Origin of the sequence: Prevotella sp. LCP21S3_D2 (assembly GCF_052118345.1) — a bacterium.
Lineage (GTDB): Bacteria > Bacteroidota > Bacteroidia > Bacteroidales > Bacteroidaceae > Prevotella.
Window position 1 is genome coordinate 47,182 of the sequence record NZ_JBQKHJ010000009.1, and the last position, 21,300, is coordinate 68,481.

At 45.1% G+C, this 21,300-nt stretch carries 19 protein-coding genes; 10 read left to right on the top strand and 9 right to left on the bottom strand.

Features of this window, described 5'->3' with window-relative positions; genetic code table 11:
• The first annotated feature begins 48 nt into the window (after nt 1-48).
• From ACTQ16_RS07835 to hisB, 3 genes are all read left to right on the top strand, one after another.
• Entirely contained in the window at nt 49-798 is a 750-nt protein-coding gene (locus ACTQ16_RS07835) for an RNA methyltransferase (RefSeq protein WP_441936864.1), read from the top strand.
• A 105-nt stretch (nt 799-903) separates the two neighbouring features.
• A complete protein-coding gene (locus ACTQ16_RS07840; protein WP_441936865.1) occupies nt 904-1,581 on the top strand; it encodes a hypothetical protein in 678 nt (225 codons plus the stop codon).
• A gap of 28 nt (nt 1,582-1,609) precedes the next feature.
• Nucleotides 1,610-2,686 carry a bifunctional histidinol-phosphatase/imidazoleglycerol-phosphate dehydratase HisB gene (gene hisB / locus ACTQ16_RS07845; protein ID WP_254970427.1) on the top strand — a complete coding sequence of 359 codons (1,077 nt, stop codon included), beginning with the start codon at nt 1,610-1,612 and terminating at the stop codon, nt 2,684-2,686.
• 99 nt (nt 2,687-2,785) lie between these two features.
• On the opposite strand, the gene ACTQ16_RS07850 is transcribed toward hisB, so the two are convergent.
• Nucleotides 2,786-3,847 (bottom strand): porin, encoded by a 1,062-nt coding sequence (locus tag ACTQ16_RS07850; RefSeq protein WP_441936867.1) that lies wholly within the window; start codon nt 3,845-3,847, stop codon nt 2,786-2,788.
• Nucleotides 3,848-4,196: 349 nt separating this feature from the next.
• Here ACTQ16_RS07850 and ACTQ16_RS07855 point away from each other — a divergent pair, with 349 nt between their 5' ends.
• The 3 genes from ACTQ16_RS07855 (at nt 4,197) to ACTQ16_RS07865 (ending at nt 6,212) form a co-directional block, all read left to right on the top strand.
• On the top strand, nt 4,197-4,703 hold the full coding sequence (locus ACTQ16_RS07855) for an RNA polymerase sigma factor (protein WP_295347978.1): 507 nt from the start codon (nt 4,197-4,199) through the stop codon (nt 4,701-4,703).
• 76 nt (nt 4,704-4,779) lie between these two features.
• A complete protein-coding gene (locus ACTQ16_RS07860) occupies nt 4,780-5,775 on the top strand; it encodes a hypothetical protein (protein ID WP_441936869.1) in 996 nt (331 codons plus the stop codon).
• 14 nt (nt 5,776-5,789) lie between these two features.
• Nucleotides 5,790-6,212: a hypothetical protein gene (locus ACTQ16_RS07865; protein ID WP_441936871.1), complete on the top strand. Its 423-nt coding sequence runs from the start codon at nt 5,790-5,792 to the stop codon at nt 6,210-6,212.
• On the opposite strand, the gene ACTQ16_RS07870 is transcribed toward ACTQ16_RS07865, so the two are convergent.
• Together ACTQ16_RS07870 and ACTQ16_RS07875 are read right to left on the bottom strand one after the other, a co-directional pair.
• Nucleotides 6,196-6,882: a response regulator transcription factor gene (locus ACTQ16_RS07870; RefSeq protein ID WP_441936873.1), complete on the bottom strand. Its 687-nt coding sequence runs from the start codon at nt 6,880-6,882 to the stop codon at nt 6,196-6,198. The two genes, ACTQ16_RS07865 and ACTQ16_RS07870, sit on opposite strands and share 17 nt — an antisense overlap.
• Nucleotides 6,883-6,916: 34 nt before the next feature.
• On the bottom strand, nt 6,917-8,335 hold the full coding sequence (locus tag ACTQ16_RS07875; RefSeq protein WP_441936875.1) for a sensor histidine kinase: 1,419 nt from the start codon (nt 8,333-8,335) through the stop codon (nt 6,917-6,919).
• Between the two features lie 161 nt (nt 8,336-8,496).
• Between ACTQ16_RS07875 and ACTQ16_RS07880 the strand changes: the two genes are divergently transcribed.
• A complete protein-coding gene (locus ACTQ16_RS07880; RefSeq protein ID WP_441936877.1) occupies nt 8,497-10,737 on the top strand; it encodes an outer membrane beta-barrel protein in 2,241 nt (746 codons plus the stop codon).
• 51 nt (nt 10,738-10,788) lie between these two features.
• Here ACTQ16_RS07880 and ACTQ16_RS07885 read toward each other — a convergent pair whose 3' ends face one another.
• Nucleotides 10,789-11,187 (bottom strand): FKBP-type peptidyl-prolyl cis-trans isomerase, encoded by a 399-nt coding sequence (locus tag ACTQ16_RS07885; RefSeq protein ID WP_022121977.1) that lies wholly within the window; start codon nt 11,185-11,187, stop codon nt 10,789-10,791.
• A 144-nt stretch (nt 11,188-11,331) separates the two neighbouring features.
• On the opposite strand from ACTQ16_RS07885, the gene ACTQ16_RS07890 reads away from it, so the two are divergent.
• Nucleotides 11,332-12,618 carry an NAD(P)/FAD-dependent oxidoreductase gene (locus ACTQ16_RS07890; RefSeq protein WP_441936879.1) on the top strand — a complete coding sequence of 429 codons (1,287 nt, stop codon included), beginning with the start codon at nt 11,332-11,334 and terminating at the stop codon, nt 12,616-12,618.
• A 1-nt stretch (nt 12,619) separates the two neighbouring features.
• Here the strand turns inward: ACTQ16_RS07890 and ACTQ16_RS07895 are convergent, their stop codons facing one another.
• The 5 genes from ACTQ16_RS07895 to ACTQ16_RS07915 form a co-directional block, all read right to left on the bottom strand.
• A complete protein-coding gene (locus tag ACTQ16_RS07895; RefSeq protein WP_441936881.1) occupies nt 12,620-13,630 on the bottom strand; it encodes an alpha/beta hydrolase in 1,011 nt (336 codons plus the stop codon).
• A gap of 191 nt (nt 13,631-13,821) precedes the next feature.
• Nucleotides 13,822-15,936, bottom strand: coding sequence for a TonB-dependent receptor domain-containing protein (locus ACTQ16_RS07900; protein WP_441192943.1), 2,115 nt, complete (start codon nt 15,934-15,936; stop codon nt 13,822-13,824).
• 352 nt (nt 15,937-16,288) lie between these two features.
• The gene (locus ACTQ16_RS07905) at nt 16,289-18,859 is read right to left on the bottom strand and encodes a TonB-dependent receptor domain-containing protein (RefSeq protein WP_441936883.1); all 2,571 of its coding nucleotides are present in this window, start codon (nt 18,857-18,859) and stop codon (nt 16,289-16,291) included.
• Between the two features lies 1 nt (nt 18,860).
• Entirely contained in the window at nt 18,861-19,616 is a 756-nt protein-coding gene (locus tag ACTQ16_RS07910; protein ID WP_441936885.1) for a DUF4974 domain-containing protein, read from the bottom strand.
• A gap of 161 nt (nt 19,617-19,777) precedes the next feature.
• The gene (locus ACTQ16_RS07915; RefSeq protein WP_441936887.1) at nt 19,778-20,260 is read right to left on the bottom strand and encodes an RNA polymerase sigma factor; all 483 of its coding nucleotides are present in this window, start codon (nt 20,258-20,260) and stop codon (nt 19,778-19,780) included.
• 168 nt (nt 20,261-20,428) lie between these two features.
• Here ACTQ16_RS07915 and ACTQ16_RS07920 point away from each other — a divergent pair, with 168 nt between their 5' ends.
• Both ACTQ16_RS07920 and ACTQ16_RS07925 read left to right on the top strand, forming a co-directional pair.
• Nucleotides 20,429-20,686, top strand: coding sequence for a DUF4160 domain-containing protein (locus tag ACTQ16_RS07920; protein ID WP_294967729.1), 258 nt, complete (start codon nt 20,429-20,431; stop codon nt 20,684-20,686).
• A gap of 5 nt (nt 20,687-20,691) precedes the next feature.
• Entirely contained in the window at nt 20,692-20,946 is a 255-nt protein-coding gene (locus tag ACTQ16_RS07925; protein ID WP_155814079.1) for a DUF2442 domain-containing protein, read from the top strand.
• The last annotated feature ends 354 nt before the right edge of the window (nt 20,947-21,300 follow it).

A 21,300-nucleotide genomic window follows, 5' to 3' on the forward strand; every position in this document is an offset into this window, starting at 1 on the left:
TTAATTTATTTTGTATTGTCTGCTTTTTGCTGTATCTTTGCACGCATAATGATTAGCAAGAATAAGATAAAATACATTCGTTCACTTGAACTGAAGAAGATTCGTAATAAGGAAGGCAAGTTTGTTGCCGAAGGTCATAAGGTGGTAGACGACTTACTCGTTCTGCAACCTGCCGACCTCATCGTGGCTACAGGTGAATGGCTCAAAGGCAAGCATTTCCCAGCACAAACAGAAGTGATTGAGGTTACTGAAGAGGAGCTGAAGAAAGTAAGTTTCCTGCAACATCCGCAACAGGTTCTTGCCGTTTTCAAACAGGCAACATCAGGAGATTACAGCATCAACACCAATGAACTGAATCTGGCTCTTGATGGCGTACAAGACCCAGGCAACCTGGGTACCATCATCCGCATTGCCGACTGGTTTGGCATCACACATATCTATTGCAGTCAGGATACTGCCGATGTATACAACCCAAAGGTGGTGCAGGCTACAATGGGCAGCATTGCAAGAGTAAAGGTAGAATATGGCGATTTGCTGGGTCTGGTAGAATCTCTTCCAGATGATGTTCCCGTATACGGAACCTTATTGGACGGTGACAACATCTATCAGCAAACGCTCGAAAACCGAGGACTCATCGTGATGGGAAACGAAGGAAAAGGTATTTCGCCTGCCCTGGCAAAAAAGGTGAACCACAAATTGCTTATCCCAAACTTCCCAGAAGGAAGAGCCACTGCTGATAGCCTGAACGTGGCTATCGCAACAGCCATTACCTGTTCTGAATTCAGAAGAAACTTTTAAGGGTAAAAGGGTAAAAAAGTAAAAAGGTAAAAAACTTTTAAAGGTAAAAAAGTAAAAGGGTAAAAAAATACAAAAGCGATAATTAGAAATTAAAACAAGATAGTTATGGAAGTAAATGAATTATTTAAGCAGCGCAGCATAACTGCTTGTATGAAAGCATCCTACAATACAGTGACGAGCGACATTAAATCGTTTGTCAAGCAAACTTGGGCTACAAATGTTCCGTTTGCGGTATTGTTGGCTATCGTACTCTACTTTCTCCTCCCCAACAAGTCGCTTCACGATTGGGGAGTAGTAAATCCGATGGCATCATTCATTCTGCAAACCATCATTTACTTAGCCACCATCGTCATGGCAGTCATTTCGTTCTGGCACCTCATGCCACGAAAGCAACTGTGTGCAAAGGGCGAAAAGGGCAAGGTTGGCAAGTCTTTGCTCCGTATCCTCCGTCATTTCGGAGGTTTCTTCATGACTTGCTTCCTCGGCATCATGATTGTAGGCATTGCCACCTTTATCGCAGCCTTGCCTTCCATCATCCTCATCATCGCCCAGTTCTACTCACAGCTAGGCGCTCTTGATGGCGACCCACTGGGAGTACCAGGGTACTTCACCCCACTCCTCTTCCTCGTCTTCACCATCACCAGCCTCCTTATCATCTATGCACTGAGCTGGCTTGGCATATCCTTGGCCTACCTTTATGGTTCGTACAAGGTAACAGATGAAGAAAAGCAGAAACAGAAGGACAGCCAACAGATGACAACCACAGAAATAAAAAAGTATTAATCATATTAGCATAAAACACTAAGAGAAAATGAAACAGACAAGATTACTCTTCATCGACCGCGATGGAACCCTGATTCAGGAACCAGAGGATGAGCAGATTGACAGCTTCGAGAAGTTGGTATTTACCAAGGGCGTGTTCCGCAACCTCGCCTTCATTGCCCAGCACACTGACTACGAGCTGGTGATGGTGAGCAACCAGGACGGCTTGGGCACCGACTCCTTTCCGGAAGATACCTTCTGGCCTGTACACAACTTCATCATCCAGACCCTGGAGAGCGAGGGCATCCACTTCGCCAAGCAGCACATCGACCGCCACTTCCCTGAGGATAACTCACCAATGAGAAAGCCAGGCACAGGCATGCTGACCGAATATATCGACAACCCAGCATACGATATGGCAAACAGTTATGTAATCGGCGACCGTGAGACGGATGCCCAGCTTGCCGAAAACCTAGGCTGCAAGAGTCTGATTCTCGGAAAAGACGGTATGGACTGGGATAAGATTGCTGAGATTCTCTTTGCCGGCGACCGCATTGCCGAGGTGAAGCGCACCACCAAGGAAACGGATATCTACATCAAGGTAAATCTCGATGGTTCAGGGAAATGCGACATTTCTACCGGTCTTGGTTTCTTCGATCACATGCTGGAGCAGATAGGCAAGCACGGCATGATGGACCTCACCATCCACACTAAGGGCGACCTCTATGTGGATGAGCATCACACCATTGAAGATACGGGTATTGCCCTGGGCGAATGCCTGCTGCAGGCGCTGGGCAACAAGCGTGGCATCGAAAGATACGGCTACAGTCTGCCGATGGATGATTGTCTCTGTCAGGTGGCATTGGATTTCGGTGGCCGTCCATGGTTGATTTGGGATGCCGAGTTCCATAGAGAGAAGGTGGGCGAAATGCCAACCGAGATGTTCAAGCATTTCTTCAAGAGTCTGAGTGATGCGGCAAAGATGAACCTCAACATCAAGGCTGAGGGCGAGAACGAGCATCACAAGATAGAAGGCATATTTAAGGCGCTTGCCCGTTCGCTGAAAATGGCGGTAAAGAGAGACATCTACCACTTCGAGCTTCCTAGCTCTAAGGGAATGCTGTAACTTTTAGGCACGGATTACACGGATTACACAGAGGCTGGCGCTATGAGTTTTTTAAGTTACGCAAGTCAAAAAAATCCGTATAATCCGTGCCTAAAAAAATTAAAACTTTGTCATGAACTCCACAACAATCTTATCCTTTTCTGAAGTCTTGGCAATGCCACCCTTGCGATAGAAATACTTCTCGTAGTTGATACGGATATCCGAGATGAATGGCTTGGCAAGGCTCAGGGTTACACCGCCCGTAACACGATGGCGCTTGTAATCGTTTATCTTCAAGGCATCAAGCTCAGTATCAGAACCGCCATATCGAGTACCATCGCTGTGGTCGCTCATGAAATCATATCTTGCCAAAGGCGAAACCTTCCTGATGATGCTCTTCTGATTGATGACCGGAATGTCATAGCAGATGAAGCCATCGAAAGCATGCACATCGTGGAAAGCATCCTTGCTGTAATGCTTGTAAAGATACTCAGCCTCAGCAATGAAACCACCTTTGTGGAAGGTGATACCACCATCATACATCGTTACCGTGATATCAGATGGCTTGATCTTCTGGGTGCTCAACACCAGGTTCACATTCGGGAAGAGGAACTGTGCCTTGGCAGAATAGTTAACGCCCTTGGTCCAGTAATCCTTCTGGTTGGTCAAGCCCGAACCGTTGAAGATACCGGCATTCACCACGATAGGGAAACCAACATTCCAGGTATATCCTATTTCTGCACCCACGTCGCGAACGTTACCTACCTGCTTGGCGATGAACGAACGGTTGGCAAAGTACTGCTGATGAGGAGAACGGTGAGCATCGATGGTGAATGGCACACGCTCCTGACCGATGGTGAACTGCAGGGTCTTCCAAGGCTTGATGCGTGTATAGGCATCGAGCATCTTGATCTTACCCTCGTCGCAGAGGTCGATTTCTGCCTTGTAGCTTACCTGAGGTGTTACATTGCCTGTCACGTTGATGCGGGCTGTACGCACCTCGAATCGACCCTCCCCCTCTTCGGTCTGGTACTCATACTTAGAGCGGATGGTTCCACCAATTTTCATGGTCTTGGTGAATTCCCCGATGCCCTTCTCCAAAGAGCTGTTTCCAGAATTCTGGGCATTCATTCCCATCGACACCATCATGAGTGCCATCAACAAATACGTCTTCTTCTTCATTTCTTACCTTATTATATATACACGTAAATCTGATTTTCTTTATTCCGAATGAAATCTTTTCCGATGATGCGGAAAGACATCTTCTTCATTTTGACTGCAAAGGTAAAGAGAAGATATTTCTACCGTAAAACATAAGTATTACAAAGCTGTTACATCACTGATTTTCTGCACCTGTAATATCATTGTAATGATGGCAAAAACAGAGGAATAACCACTTCATCCACAAATAAAATAAAAGATATGTCTATATCTCAAATTTTTATGCTATCTTTGCACGGAAATGTACGAAGGTAGCATTTTTTTGTTTACCTTCCGCCTCTTCTTGCGTCATACACATAAAAAGAAACAAATGGAAGAAACAGAATTTGAACATATCGTCCAGGAAATGCGCCCCAGGTTGACGGCACATTGTCAACGTTATCTCTCGGCAGGAACCCTTGCCGAAGAAGCCGATGACATCGTGCAGGAAACCCTGGTGAAGCTCTGGAAGATGCGCGACAGGCTCTCTGAATACCAGAGCATCGAGGCCTTAGGTATGACGATAGCCAGGAATCTCTGCATCGACCATCTGAGACGCAACAAAGCCCAGACGGCATCGCTGGAACAGATGAAGCATCCCGCAGAAATCTGTACGGCAACCGAGCGTACCGACCAGACCATCATCGGCGAGGATACGCAAAGGCGACTCAACAGGGCGATGGACAGGCTTCCGGATACGCAGAGAAGAATGCTGCTATTGAGAAGCGAGGGAAAGAGCCTCGATGAGATTGCCGAAATCTGCGGAGCCAACAAGACGAGCACCAAGACGATGATTTCTGCAGCAAGAAGATCATTGCTGAAAATGATGAAGTCATAAAAGGCTGGTGCTCAAATTGAGCTCTAAATTAAACTTCAAATTGAATTCTAAAAAAGGAACTCTAAAAAGGAAAGAAATGAAGAAACTAGAAGATATAACCTATCGCCACGGGCTGATAGAGCGCTACCTCGATGCTGATACCAGCGTGGAGGAAGAACAGGCATTGGCTGATTTCTATCGCCATTGCGAGAATAAGGATTTAACGGATGAGGATCTCGACATCAGAAACCTGATGCTGGGGATGGAGAACTATACTCCGAATTTCCATCAAACAGAAATGGAAATGATGGAAGAATTGGACGGAAAAGAAGAGATGAAAGAACTGGACAGAAAAAAAGAAGCTGATGGACAGCCGCAAATGAAAGAGATGTCCCTTGCAGCTTCTAAGAAGCACAAAACAAGATGGGTACGCCTCTCTGCCATTCTTCTCGCTACGGCGATGCTGGCAGGCCTCATCTTCCTGCTCTTCCCTATCAAGGATTATTTCTCATCCTCTTCTGAACAACAACCTAGCCTTGCCAATCTGGTTCCTACAGAGCAGGTAGTTCGCTCGCAGCCATCTTCCAAGGATGAAGACGGGAACCTGAACGCATACGAAAAGATGGAACGTGCCGACTCCCTCTTCCTGGCTGCAACCCAGGATATCGTGACCCCGCAGGAAATGAAGTCAAGCAAGATGGCCCTTGCCAAAAGAAAGAATATCGCAGAAAGAAGCGAGAAACATGCAGGGAAGACTGCAGAAAATACAGAAGAGACCTCTTCTGGCAATACGGAGAAGACTGCAGAAAATACGGAGAAGACTTCAAGAAGAAATGAAAAGACTTCCGGCAATGCCGGGAAGACTTCATCTGAAGCAGAAAGAAGCATTCATGAAGATTTCACTCAGTTTTATGAAGTAGCCTCTGCCGCCCTGCCTTCTGCCGAGCAGCTGACCATCAACCGCCAAGGCAATAACATCGTTATCTCAACCCTGGACAACGAAGGCAACATGCAGCATTACACCATCAATGCATCAGAGACACAAGATGGTAGTTATCAACTACTTCCACAGGCACAGTTAAACGATTTATAAAACTCTCTACGCTTATGAAAAAGTATATTTTCACCATTGCATTTGCTCTGCTGGGCATAACCAGCAGTATGGCATCGAAGGCAGATACCCTGCGTATCTACAGCATTGACGGTGAGCGCATCCCAAATTTCACCGGCAAGGAGCTTATCGGTAAAACCATCAAGAATTACCGGGTAAACACCACCGTCTTGCCGGCACCCAAAAGCGATGTGATAGAGATTCATATCATCACCACTACCACACCTCCTGCCCCCAAGCCAGACCCTCACTATCTGATCAAGGGCAGAGAGCAGGAGCTGACTAAAGAGGAATTCAACAAGATTTCTCCCAGCAAAATCAAAGCCATCGAGATCTTGAAAGAGGGCACCAAAGCCATTCAGGAAAGAGGTCTGAAAGACGATGGCAGAAGCTACATCATCATTACTCTGGTGAAATAACAGACAAAACATATCCCTTTTTCTTCAGCGACTCAATCTTAACGGTCGCATCATGCTGAAGAGCATGACGGAGATACGTCATCTGCACATTCACAGCCAAGGAGTTGGCATAGCTCACGGTTCCCCACACCGCCTCCTGTATCATCTCCTTGCTTACTACATTACCGATATTCTTCGCCAGCAGACGGAGGATGTCGGCTTGTCGGCTGGTGATGAGCACACGAGAGGAACGGGTACGAAGCTCATTGTTGTTATAGCTGAAGGTGGTTTCACCGAAATGATACACCTCCTCTTCTATCGTCTCACTCTCATTCATAGAGAACCGCTCCTCTATTCTTGCCAGCAACTCTTCCGGATAGAAGGGTTTGGCAAGATAATCGTTTGCCTTCAGGGAGAAACCTTTCAGTCGATCGTTCTTCTCCGTACGGTCGGTGAGAAAGAAGATTAGTACCTTCGGGTCGATGGCTCTGATGCGATCAGCCACCTCATAGCCATCCATCTCCGGCATATTGATGTCGAGCAATACCAGGTCGGGCTTCACCTCCGGGAACTGCTCCCATGCCTTTTTGCCATTGCCGGCATAAGTCACATCGTAGCCATGCTGCTGAAGGAAACTCTTCAGCAACATGGAATACTTCAAGTCATCGTCTGCAAATAATATCTTGATCATTTTTTCTGTTGTTTATAGCGTTAAACCGGATGCATCAGGAGTGCTGCGGGATGACGATTGAAATCCTGGTTCCCTTGCCCACTTCGCTCTGCATCATTTTTCTACCCCCATGGGCCTTCACAATTATATCCACAAAACTCAAACCCAAGCCGATGCCCGGCTGCATCATATCCGGGTAAGCATTGCTGCGATAGAACTTCGTCCAGACTCTCTGCTGCTCGTCGGGCGAAATTCCGATGCCATTATCTGATACAGAAATCATGACTTCCTCCTTCTCGGTATCTCGGCAGGCAACATGGATATTGACAATATCGCCGGAATACTTCACCGAGTTCTCCATCAGATTGCTGACCACATTCAGAAGCTGCTCTCTATCTCCCATCATCCGGTTGGAAGTGCGCTGGTAATCGAGCGAAACATTCACCTCCTTCTGTCTGTTCTTTCGATACACAGCCACCAGATTCTGCAAGGCGGCATGGATATCGAAAGACGTTATCAGGAGCGGGATATGTTCCTCTGCCCTGATTACTTCCCGGAGTTTGGCGAGATAGGCTGTCAGGTTATCGCTCTCCTCTCTAACCGTCTCCATGATGAGTGCATTCTCATCCTTCTCATCTGTCTTTTGAGCAGAGAATACAGATACACACATCTTCAGCGTCTGCACGGGGCGTTTCAGCTCGTGAATCATCGTATGCACGAAGTCGCTTCGCATCTTATCCACCTTCTTCTGCAGGAGCATCACCTTGATGAGATATGCTATGCTCAGGAGAAGCATGATGGTAACCAGCAGACTTCCTATTATCTGCCACATCATTCCCTTCAGGATGGGCAGCATCGGCACCTGCATTCTCATCTGCATCGACTGATACTGGATAGGATTAAAAGGCACTTCCACCAGCATTTCGTGACGAAACAAGGTAGGAGGCTCTACGATTCTTGTCTGCCACAGACGATGCTTTCCCGTCTTCATCTCTGCCCCGATGAAATCATTACCCAGTTTCTTACTGATGAAACGGTCAAAATGCGCCTTGTCAAAGTGGGTAAGCTGGTAAGTGATGTAAGTATTCAGACAATCAAAAGAATTGTTGGAATCCGTCTCACGCAAATCGAAAGTATCTCTCTTCTGCATCACGTTGCTGAATCCCGGCTTGCTATACACCACTCCACCTATGATTGTATCCGTATCCAGCGGAGAGCAAACCGTTGTAACGGGACGCTTGTAGTCTGAAAAATATGCCGTGACGACATAACCGATATGTGATTTTTCTTTTACCGCCTCTCCGATATTTGTCTGATAAGTGACTATTGCCTGTTCCGCCTTTTCGGCATTTTTCTTCCCCATCTCTCCCATCGAATAGGTCACGCTATTATAGAGCCAATAGGTCTGCAAGCCTATCAGCAGGAAAGAGGAAAGGATGGCGAGCAGCCAGACTTGTTTGATTCTTCTATTCATATCATTTTTCTTTTTTCGATGCAAAGGTACGAAGATTTCACTATATATAATAAGGTGAAGCAAGATTATTTTGCCAGCGTAATGTTTCAGTAATGATTATTTGCGATTTTGAGCCCGAAAAGCTGTTCCTTTGCAAACGAAAACAAAAAACAAGGAAGAATATGAAGAAAGAAACAGTTTTATGCGCGATGCTAGCCACCGCCACCTGTGCAACAGCACAAAACGGGAAATTCCCGACATCCGGAGTTTCCGCAGACTCGGTACAGACTGAAAAAGATTCGATCAAAGCTGATAAGGAGACTGAGATCTATGCTGATAAGGAGGCTGAGACAAAAGCTGATAAGGAAGCCGAGATTCAAGCCGTAACCGTAACAGGTCATCGCCCGATGTACAAGATGAGAAACGATGCCTTGGTTACCCGTGTCCGTAATACTCCTTTGGCAAAGGAGCCAACGCTGGATGATGTATTGAAGCACATCCCCGGCATGAAACAAACCTCCGATGGAACTCTGGAAGTAAACGGGCTGGGAGCACCCATCATCTATCTCAACGACAAGAAGGCGACTTCAGCCGAACTCGCTCATCTCGATGTGAAGCTGATAGATGAAATAGAACTCATTACCACTCCTGGTGCAAAATATGATGCAACGACGGGAGCCGTACTGAGAATCCTGACGAGAAGAACAGACGAGGGTATATTCGGCAAGATGCAGGTGTATGATAAATTGAGCGAGGTGAACACCAACCACGAGGAATTGACCCTGGGTTGGGTAACGAAGAAGATTTCGCTCACAGGATTTTACGGCTACACAGACAACCGATACAATGTGCATCAGCCACAGGAAGCGCTCGTAAGAGCCAAAGATGGCGAATATCTCTTCGGAACCGACCGCCATGGCAAGAACAAGGCAAATTATAACGCTACAGAACTCAACTTCGACTGGTTGCTCAGCAAGCAACACGAAGTGGGAATACAATGGGAAGGGCTTTGGCTGAATGGCGGCAGAAGCGAGAAACAGCAGCAGTACTATCGCTATCCTAACCCAGCAGGAGAAGATACAAATAGAGAGATGAAGCTTTCTGATGCGGATGGCGAAATGAAGTATTTTAATGCGGAGAGCCAGCAATGGGGACACCAGCGCAGCCACCACTTCAATCTCTTCCATCTGGCTAAATGGTCGAAACATCTCTCATCACAGATTTATCTGGACTATGCCAGGAACAAGGATTCTGACAGCCAGCCTATCACGGAGAAAGAAGGTAGCGAGATGCAGGAAACCCTCAACCGCTCTAATTCCAACTACGATATCTATAGTGGAAGAATCGAAGTCAAGCAACTCATCTCTGATAAACATTCCATCAACTATGGTGGCGAATGGAGCCTGATGGAAGGCAAGGGTAGAACCGAAAGTTCTGCCGATATGCTTGGAACTACGGAATACAAAAACCACGATACCAAGACGGCTGCTTACCTGCAATATCAGGGTGAAGCTGGCAGATGGAGCTGGTGGGCAGGCATCCGATACGAGCATCTCACATCCCGATACACCAATCTGTCGGAGGAATCTCCCGACAATATGGAGCGCCATTACGACCAGTGGTTTCCATCGTTCGGTATCACTCTCAAAGAACCGTCGTGGCATCACTCGCTCAGCTTCCGCACTACCACCGCCCGACCTTCTTTCAGTCAGCTCAGTGGGAACATCTACTATATCTCGCGCTTTCAGTATCAGATCAGCAATCCGAAGCTACAGCCTGTCAACACCTATCGTCTGACCTACTCGGTGCAGTGGAAAGATTTCATGGGAATGCTGAGATACACCCGTACCGACCACTCCATCATGTATGTGCATAAAGTACCGGAAGACAAGCCCGTAAGATACGTGAGTACATTCATGAACTTCAACAAGATTCAGAAATACATGGCATATCTCAACTGGGGTCACGTCTTCGGCTGCTGGCGCCCAAATGTAAATGCGAACATCACTTACCAGCGCTTCTCCGTAAATGATCATGGAGAGCTAATCAGCTATAACGGAGCAACTTGGAATGCATCGTTTGACAATTACTTCACGCTACCAAACAACTATCAGCTGTCGCTCTCCTACAGTTTTGACAACGGAGGACAAGTGGGCAAAACGAAGTTCAGCCCCACTCAGAACTGGAGTCTTGGTGCCAACAAATCGTGGATGGACGGCAGATTACAGGTTGCCTTCAGTGCCAACGACCTCTTCCATCAGCAGCTCTTCAAGGAGCGAATCCACGAGCATGCCGTTGACTTCTCCCAGACTGAGGATTACAAGCTATGGAGCTACAAGTTGACCGTAACCTGGAAATTCAACAAGCGCAAGGGAAGATACAACGGCATGAACAGTGCGGAAGATGAATTGAACCGACTATAGTCGGACAAGACACTCTTATCTTAATGATCTTTATAATTTCAAGTATCCGGGTTATCCCACTCCCAGCAGTTCTACTTCGAATATCAGGGTAGAACCGCCTGGGATGCCCGGCTGCGAGAACTTGCCGTAGCCCATCTCGGCTGGGATGTAAAGTTCCCACTGGTCGCCCACGTGCATCTGCTGCATGGCAACAATCCAGCCATCTATCAGGTCGCTCAATCGCATGGCGAACGGCGTACCGCCACGGCTGGAATCAAACTTCTTGCCGTTGATGGTCCAACCGGTGTAATGAGCCGTCACGATGCTGCGTCGGCTAGGCTGTGCTCCCTTCGGGTCGCCCTGCTTCAACACCTTATAATATATACCACGAGGCAGCGCCATAACGCCCTCCTCCTTTGCCTTTTCCTCCAGCCAACGCTTGTTGGCCTCAACATATTCTCTTTTTGCCATAAATCTATTTGATACTTGATATACTATGATTTTTACGCAAAGTTACAAAAATCTATCGTATCTGCAAAAGAAAAAGAGGAACTTTTCTTCTTTTATCAAAGAAAAGCAGTACCTTTGCACCCTAATCATCCAAAAAAATACGATATGCCACAATCACTACATATTGCAATTATTGGTGGGGGTGCCGCAGGATTCTTTGCGGCGATAGAGGCCAAGCGCAACTTCCCTCACGCCGACATCACGATTTTCGAGAAGAATTCGAAGGTTCTCGCCAAGGTGGAAATCACGGGAGGAGGAAGATGCAATCTTACCAATTCCTTTGAGGAGATTTCCGACCTGAAACAGGCGTACCCTCGCGGACATAAACTGATGAAGCGACTCTTCAAGAGATTCGACTACCAGCATGCCTTCGACTGGTTTGAGGAGAACGGCGTGCCACTGGTTACGCAGGAAGACCAGTGCGTGTTTCCGCAATCGCAGGATTCGCACAGCATCATCGACTGTCTGGTGAATACCGCCAAGCGACTGGGCGTGAAGATACAATGCAACCACCAGCTCACCGCCATCACCGAACTGGAGGATGAGCGCCTGCTCCTGGATTTCAAGGTTTCAAAAGAAAAGGGAAATCTATCGGGTGCATCTTCTGCCTCTCATCCCGTTTCCGGAATCAGGCAGATTGCCTTCCACCGGGTAGCCATCACCACGGGCGGTCATCCCAAGCTGGAGAGCTTCAAGCATCTCTCACACCTGGGACATGCGATAGAGCAGCCTATCCCATCGCTCTTCACCTTCAACATTGCCGACAAGGCTTTCAAGAATCTGATGGGCACGGTGGTTGAGCCTGTATATACCAGCATTCCGGGCACCAAGCTGAAGGCTGAGGGTCCGCTCCTCATCACCCATTGGGGCATGAGCGGTCCTGCCGTGCTGAAGCTCTCATCCCATGCAGCCCGCTATATGCACGAGAACAACTATCAGATTAAGATTTCCGTAAACTGGGTACACGAGAGCAACCGCTCGCTGGTGGAAGAGAACATCCAGGGCATCATCATCGCCAACCCACAGAAGCAGCTGGCTAGCATCCGTCCTTACAATCTGCCATCCCGCCTCTGGCTCTTCCTGATTCAGAAGATGGGATATGCACCCGAGAAGAAATGGAGCGAAATGGGAAAGAAGGGTTGCAACCTGCTGATAGAAACCCTCACCAACGACCTCTATCAGGTGAACGGAAAGGGAGCCTTCAAGGAGGAGTTTGTTACCTGCGGCGGCATCAGCCTCAGCAACATCGACCTGCATACCCTGGAGAGCAAGGTGTGCCCTCACCTCTTCTTTGCCGGCGAAGTGCTCGACATCGATGCCATCACCGGCGGCTTCAATCTGCAGGCTGCCTGGACCACGGGGTATGTGGTGGGACAACATATCGGAGAATAGCCTATTCCTCTTTCGAAACAAAGTCTTTTACGATGCGGGTATATTCCTCGTGATGATCGTGATATGCCATAGCATGAACGGAGCCTTTGGCGATGAAGATGGCTTTACGGCCCTTCGTCTTTGCCTCGTAAAGAGGATGCAGCATGGCGTAGGGCACGAAGGCATCCTTGTCGCCATGGATAAAGAGCATCGGTTTGGTACTCTTGCGAACCTGCTCTATCTGCTGCGCCTCGGCAAACGACCAGCCGTAGCGATACTGGCAAAGGGCGGAAGTGGTATTCATCAGCGGGAAGGCAGGCAAGCCAAACTGGTCTTTGAGCTGAGCGGAAAACTCATCCCACACGCTGGTATAGCCGCAGTCCTCCACAAAGCACTTCACGTAATCGGGAGTCTTCTCTCCCGATACTGCCATCGTGGTTGCCGCACCCATCGAAATACCGTGAATCACCTGACGGGTATTCTTCGCTCTTCGGTCTTCACCCTTCGCTCTCTGTCCTTCACCCTTCACTCTAAAAATCTCATTGGCGATTTCCGACCATCTGATTACATCCCATCTATCCTTCCATCCCATCTGGATATGGTCGCCCTCGTTCTCTCCATGTCCATACAGATCTGGCAGGAGCACATTATACCCCATATCGTGATTATAGAGATAGGCGATGTGCAGCATTCCCTCGGAGCGCACCTGATAGCCATGCACCACCACGGCAGTCTTTTCCGTAGTTTTCGGTGCATAGAGATAGATGGCATGGGCCTTGTAGCCCGACGGCATCGTGACAAAGGTATCCCTCACGCAATGGTGCTGATACACAGAGTCCATCCAGCCAATCATCCAGGGGCACTCGTTCTTCATTCTGTTCTTCCAATGCTCAGCCGTCATTCTCTCCTCCTTCGGATAGTTGAGCGAATAATTGAGCATATAGTTGCTGGCACCATACAGTCCCAGCATCACGAGCACCACCAAGCCCAGAGCCGAAGCGATGCCTATCTTTCTCATCTTTTTCTGTTTCATCTTCATTCTTTTTGCTATTAAAAACATCTATTATAGAGTTTCCACTGCAAAATTAAGGAAAAAGATGGAATTAGCAAAGAAACGGCGGAAAAAATCCTGTTAAATTGAAGCATAAAGCTGCATTTATAAGGGTATATGAACTACGACAAACAATCGATAAGCATATCCCAGAAAGGATAGAGTTTAAACAGTTACAATCTATCCATTTCCTTTTTCCCTGCCCCTTTACCTTTATATTTTGTTTTAACTGTATTAAACTTATATCTTACGATACATTCCACTGCCCTTACAGACGCAGTCTTTTCAATATAGACATCATTCATTCCGCTGAAAATGGTAAAAGTATTTTTGCGGGCAGTATTAAAGATGTCATTTGCAGACAACTTGACATTCCATTTTTCAGATAAGTCCTTAGCCAAAGAAAGATTTATCTGTCCAACACTCCCCATCTTAATATTCTCACTATTTCCCTCACTACGCCAACTGTAATTTACTGTCGCCATATAGTTGTTATGGAATTTGAAAATATTATTGAACTTAACTACAACCAAAGGATTGTCCACGTGCTTTATATCTCCTCTGTAATCAATCTTGTAAAATTGCGAGACAACACCACATGCCAATACGGGATAATAGCATTTCCAAAGGAATCCGGGCATAAAAGAAGCCATTATCTGTAAGTTAGACAGACTGTTTCTAGAATTTTCCTTTTTGAGCAAAGCAATAGTCTTCGCATCATCATAATATGTATATGATGTTATTATTTGGTTTTGCACCTTTTTATAATTAGCAGTTAATGCCAGCCAGCGATACCTCAAATTTAAAGAGATGTTGTCGCTATAGGATGGTTGCAAATACGGATTTCCACTTTGATAGAGATATTTGTTAACATAGTGAACCGTGTTGCTCAACTGAGAGTACAATGGACGATAGCATTGCTTAGAATAGCTCAGCTGCACCATAGTTTTTCCAATGGGCAGAGACAATGAAGCAGTCGGGAAAAACTTATCATAAACATGTGACTGTTCGTGATTTTTTCTGCCACCTATAAAATATTCACTGTTCACATGCTCATACCTGCCACCGATACGGAATGTTACATTGCCTAAATGCTGCATAGTTTCAACGTAATATGCCATATTCAGCTCCTGTATTTTATTGTTCTCGCCTGCCATAATGCTATTTTCACTTTCTGAATTTTCCTCACGGCTACTATTGGTGAAATCTACTCCAAAGCTAAAATTACCTTTAAGAAATGGGTGTGACGCATATAATTCCGTTGCCATTAACCTAGCATGCCCAACATCTTTTATTCCGAAATCCTGATTGATGCCGGTTTGCTCTATAACGTTTTGATTTTCACGTGTTTTTTTCCACATTAAATCAAAAGTCATTTCCAAATTCCATTTTCCCCAAACCCCATGGCAATATCCATCTAACAAATGTTCCAAATCTCTTAATTTGATATCCTTGTATGCAGAAGTTTCACTTTCAATTACATCATCAGAATATAATGATGACATAATGCTCGAATTGGTCTTTATTGGAGCATAAGATACTTGGTAAAATGCGCCAAATGAGAGTTTTGGAGATGAGGAAAAATCAAATCCCCATTTACCATCAATCAAGTTTGAGTGCTGTGTCGATTTCATAGCCGTATTCTGCTGATGATGTGACGAGAGCCATGAATTCTGAACATTTTTACTAGAGTTCGTATCCTTGCCTTTCTCAAATCCCAACGTTCCAAAAACATCCAAATTGTCAATTCTATAGTTCAAGTCCAAATTGTCTTTGCCATACATATAATTACGATAACCAAAAGTAGCGATGTTATCAAAGGAGAAACCATCCCCAACCTTTTTAATGGTTGTTATCTTTATGATGGAACCTACGGTTGAAGCATAACGTGAACTTGGATTCGTTATAACTGTTATCTTATCTATTTGGTTAGCCTTCAATTGCTCAACTTCTATATTATTGCGGACAATATGTCCATTGATATAGAAGACTGGTTTTCCCTTGCCAAAAACTTCAATGGAACCATTATTATTCAGTACACCAGGCAACATACCCATAACGTCTTTTGCAAAACCAAGTTTTTCCAAAACGGTACCTTTGACTTCTGTCACAAAGCCTTCGCTGTTCAACTTTGCCAAAGGGCGGGTTGCTCTAACAACAACCTCCCTTAATTGCAGAGTATCCTTTCCAAAATTTTGGTTAGCGATACCAGTTTGAGCTAAACAGATTTGAGCTAAAATCAAATGAAATATAATACCAACAAATCTTTTTACTTTAAAATCTAACATTTTCATCCGTTCCTATATCTTTTGTTTTATATATGTTTTTATTTCATCATTATCTAGTACAAAAGTACACATTATTATCCAAAGCCATTACATCTCTTCCGTTAAATTTGTATAACTGCATCAAATTACCAATTCCATCCAGTTCTTCATCCCTCCTAGCCAGAATGTATTCCCGTTTTTTGTCATACATCATCTCTTAACGAATCTAACTCATAGAGTTAACATCCAAAAGTCATAGAGTTACGGGGAGAAAAGCTATAGGAAACAAAGCTGAAAAAGCCTGATTTTGACTCCAAAACCACAGAAAAAAATAACACGGACAAATTGAATTTGTCCGTGTTTTAAAAAATAGCTATAATCTGCTCTTTTCTGCATTACCAGCACCCGTACCCTTATACTTGCTCTTGGTGGCATTGAAGTTATAAGTTACATTGACCAAGAACATGCGGGTATTATCTATACCGGTTCTGGTGAAGTGCGCATACGAATTATTATATTTCCAACTCTCGTTCTGACCATGAAGCAAATCCTCTGCTTCCAATCTTACAACCAGTCGGTTATTCAGGAACGACTTGGAAATAGACGCATCCAGGGAATTCCATGCATAATTGACACCCAATTCGCGATAATTACGCGACTGGTAAGCGTATTCCAATCTAGCCTTCCAATGATGTGGCAATACCCAGGTATTCTCCAAATCCAGATAGAGAGAAGGACGGTTGGCATTATAGTCGCTGACGTATTTGCTGGCATCAAAGAACTGATTGACCAGACCTACCGTATAGTCAAGATGCCATAAGCCTATCACCGGAGTAGCCTCAAGATAGAACTTCAGGTTCTGAATCTTATCTACATTCTCGTAATATGACAGAGCTATATCCTTATTGCCCTGGAACGGCTTCATCATATATACCGAGGCATTCTTGTTGTAGATATATTCAGCAGAAAAACTCAGCCAGGAATATTGCGCATCCCATTCCAGATGATAGGCATCCTTTGGTCGCAAGTTAGGATTACCGCTTTCATAGGAATGACGACTCGTATATCGGGTATAACCGGAAAGACGGAAGTAACTTGGTCGATAGGTCTTCGCCGTGAAACTCAACGAAGAATGCCACTTGCCCTTGTCATATCCCAAGGATACATTAGGAAATACATTATCATATTTTCTGCTCATATCTGGGTTGAGCACTCCTTCGGCATAATAGTCTGATTTTACATGCTCATATCTCACACCGGCATTCAGGAAATAATCTCCCAACGACCATGCAGCCTCAGCAAAGGTGGCAATGTTCTGTTCCTTGATTCTGGAATCATTGGATGCAGCCACACCACCCTCGTTCTGGTTGTTGGTATGACTATCAGAATTTGTGTATTCCGAACCAAAGTCTATGTTCAACTGATCGGTCAAAGGATAAGAAACAACCAATTTACCGGCAAGCAACTTTCCTTTGGTATGGCTATCTGAACATACAATCTGGTCGCCCAACTCAGAACTGGTTTCGGTGGCTTTCTGTATCTGGTCTTTCGTCCGCCACAACGCTGATGCATTCAGGTCTATACTCCACTTGCCTATCTTACCATCATAATAAAAGTCAGCCTGATGAATAGGAGTCTGCTTGGAATCTGACTCATCGTTGAGATAATTTACATCTCCCTGGTGAACTCCATCCTGAAAGATGGAATAGTTATTCTGATCAGTAAAATACTTGGTATAGCCAGAACCAAACTTATATTTCAGACCGATGGTATGATTTTCGTTGAATTCATAATTGAAACCCAGATTGGCATCAGGTCCATAATCTCTAGCATCTATGCGCCCTGCAGATTTTTGATATATCTGATGCTGATTTCCATTGATATATTCATCCAATCCCAACTTATCATAGAAATACGAATCTGACCACATCAATCCACCGAATACATCCAGTCCACCCACACGGTAATTGAGATTAGCCTGCTCTTGCCAGGCATTCTTCATGGCAAAACCATATTTTGCCTGAAAATTACCACTCCATCCATTACCTTGCTTCTTGACCGTAGTAATACGAATCACCGAATTGACCTGGGCATCATACTGCGCACCAGGAGTCGTGATAACCGTCACGTTCTTCACATCCTTTGAAGATATGGTTTGCAATTCATTTTTGTCGGTCAGCTTTCTGCCATTGACATAAATCTCCGGTGTGCCTTTTCCAAACACCGAACAGTTTCCATCATTATCCACACGCACTCTTGGAACCTGCTTCAACAAGTCGGCAACCATACCTGCATCACTCAGTATTGTACCCTGCACCTGGGTCTGGAATCCCTCGCGAGTCAGTTTTGTCTTGGGGCGAACCGCCTTTACTATCACCTTTTGCAGGTTCATCGTTGCCTCCTTCAGAGTAATTGAACCTATCTTACCTGTATTATAAGTATCAACAGCGGTATGATAGCCCACGCAACTAACTCTTACTATCGCCTTTCTGGCTCCGCAGGGAATCACGAACTGGCCGTTCTCATTCGTCACGCCGCCATTTATCAATGAAGAATCACGAACATTCAGCAGGGCTACATTGGCGAAATCTACAGGGCGTTTCTTATTGTCGATGATGCGACCTATCATCTTGGTGGGAGTCTTCTGCGTACACTCCACAAAGATGTTTTCGCCATCTATCGTCATCTTCATCGGATAGAAACCCATGATCTGGCGGATGGCATCCGGAGCTGTTCGCTTCACGATACTTGTGGTAACCGTGAAATCTTCCAGTTCATCATACATAAAGTTGATACGATAATCCTTGGTGCTCTTGGCAAGGATGGTGAGCGCTTCTGACATAGAAGTGTTGCGGAAGCTGCGGGTGATGCGTTGGGCATAGATGGTCTGAAGAGAAAGGCTCATCAGACCTGCCAGCAGCATGATATATCTTAATCTTTTCATCTTATTCCACGATTAAAGTTTGACCTTCATGACGAATATTCACTTTCTCGAAATGATTCAACAGTTCGATGATATCATCCAGACTCATGTCCTTCTCCAGTTGCAGGAAGAGACGGATGTGGCGAGCCGACTCGTTCTGATAAGTTACCTGGAGATGAAAATGCCCGGCAACAGGAGTCAGGATATTCTGAAGCTCAGCGTTTTCGTAAACCAATGGGAGCTGGGCAAGACTTGCAGAATCTGCCTTTTCTTCTATGTTGGATTTCTGAGGAGCAGAAACCTGCTGGATAGAATCCTTTTGGGATGCCACGAGTTCGGTATTGTTCTTATCTGATGCCTGATGAGAACGGGTTACCAGATGAATGGCAGCAAAGGTGATGCCGGAGACGACAAGGACGGCTGCAACGGCAGCCACCTTTCTCATCGGACTCCAGAGAGGAAACAACTTGGCGGTTTGTTGGGTTTCTGCATTCTGACTCATCTCATCTTTCAGCTTCATCTCGTCTTTCAGCTTCTCCCATTCTGCATCAATCGAAGGCATCTTCATTTCTTCCTTCGACTTGGCGAAATCCAGAGATTGTCGGGTCTCTACCAACTGCTGATAGAATTCGTTCACTTCCTCATCGCCCAGAAGTTCATCCTTCTGGGTTTCGGAATACTTTTCGGGATGCTCCAGGAGATCGAGGAGATCGAGGAGCAAATCCCATTTCTGAGAATCCATCTTCTGAGGATTTATGTCAGATAATTCATGTTTCATTTTCTTTTCCTTTCTTCATTTTAGGGTTATTGTATAAGCGGATTGCAAATCCGCAAAATAAAGAGGTCGAACCTTTTTTAACGACGGATTGCAAATCCGTCGGAACACCTGGCGGAGGACTTTCTTACGGCAAAGACTATCTTGTCTGAATGCCTAACGGATTATTTTCCTTTCAACTTTTCTCTGAGCGTTCGCAAACCTTTTACGATATGCTTGTTCACTGCCGAGACACTGATGCCCAGCTTCTCCGCCGTATTCTTATACGACATTCCTTCCCGATAGCACAATCGGATGACGGAAGCAGTCTGGTCGGTCAGGTCATGGTCGATGCAATCCACGGCAGCCAGCCATCGTTCTTCCAGACGAGAAGGTTCTTCCTCCGTCAATTTCTCTTCCGAGAGAGGGAGAAGCCGTTTCAGTCTTTCATCTCTCTTCTTTCTGGCTATAAGATTGATGCAGGCATTCTTCACGCTCCGCATCAAGTAAGCCCGGTCTGGAACCAGCTGTTTATCCCACAATCTGGAGAACACGTCGCTCACCACATCCCTCGCCTCCTCATTATCATGGAGCAAGGCGAAGCGATACATCTGCTCGTAATGGTCGTGGAACAGCCGTTCCATCCGCTGTTCATTTTCTTCTGTCATCACGTCATTTTCTTCTTGTTTCTACTCTTATATACAAGCTTTCCTGAAATCAATTACCCCTAAAATGAAGAAATCTTCTACTTTTTTTGGAAAAGCAATGCAAAAGTAATAAAAAGATTTGGAACATTCAATAGTTTTTTTTATCTTTGCCAAAAAATAATAAAGATTATGCCAGAACTAAGTCGTTTTTTCGGAATTATCATTGCCATGTTTGGAGATGATCACAATCCTCCACATTTTCATGTGAGATATGGAGACTACGAAGCCATTATTACCATACAAGATGGAATCGTAAAAGGAGAATTGCCTAAAAAGGTACTTAAAGACGTATTCAAGTGGATGGAGATTCATCAAAACGAACTTGAAATGAATTGGAAGCGATTACAGGAAGGCAAGGAAATAATAAAAATTGAACCTCTTAAATAAGTTGAATTATGGTTGACATTGATTTAATAAGAATCGTTGATGTTGATTACATTAAGGATTATACCATGGACTTAAAGTTCAGTAATGGCGAAACAAGACGCATTGACTTTCTCCCATTACTAAAAGGCAATAAGCGAGAAGAACTTAAAGACATGAATAAGTTTATTCAATTTGGACTTACCCATTGGACTTTGGAATGGTACAATGGAATTGATTTTGCCCCAGATTTCCTGTACAAACAAGGGAAAAAAGTGGCTTAATAAAAACATCGGTCAAGCAAAGAGCAAGCCAATATGGTTTTGCCTTCGCTTGACCGATTGTCATATATTCATTGTTTTAAGAGAGTTTCTTTCTGGAAAAAGCTACATGAAGCGATTATAATCTCATAAAGAATCCGTGTAATCTCTCCCGATGCCCTTGAAATTACATGGCGACGCAGGAATATCTGTGTCGTGATGTAGGAAAGATTACGTCGCCATGTGGTAAAGTCTACATCGGGACGTAATTTTTGGGGGTATCTATAAGGTTTCATATCAGATTCTTTTTTGATTTAACATCGAGCTTATACGCACACGAAAAAGTATTTTCATATACATCAGTTTTTCTTTTTTCTG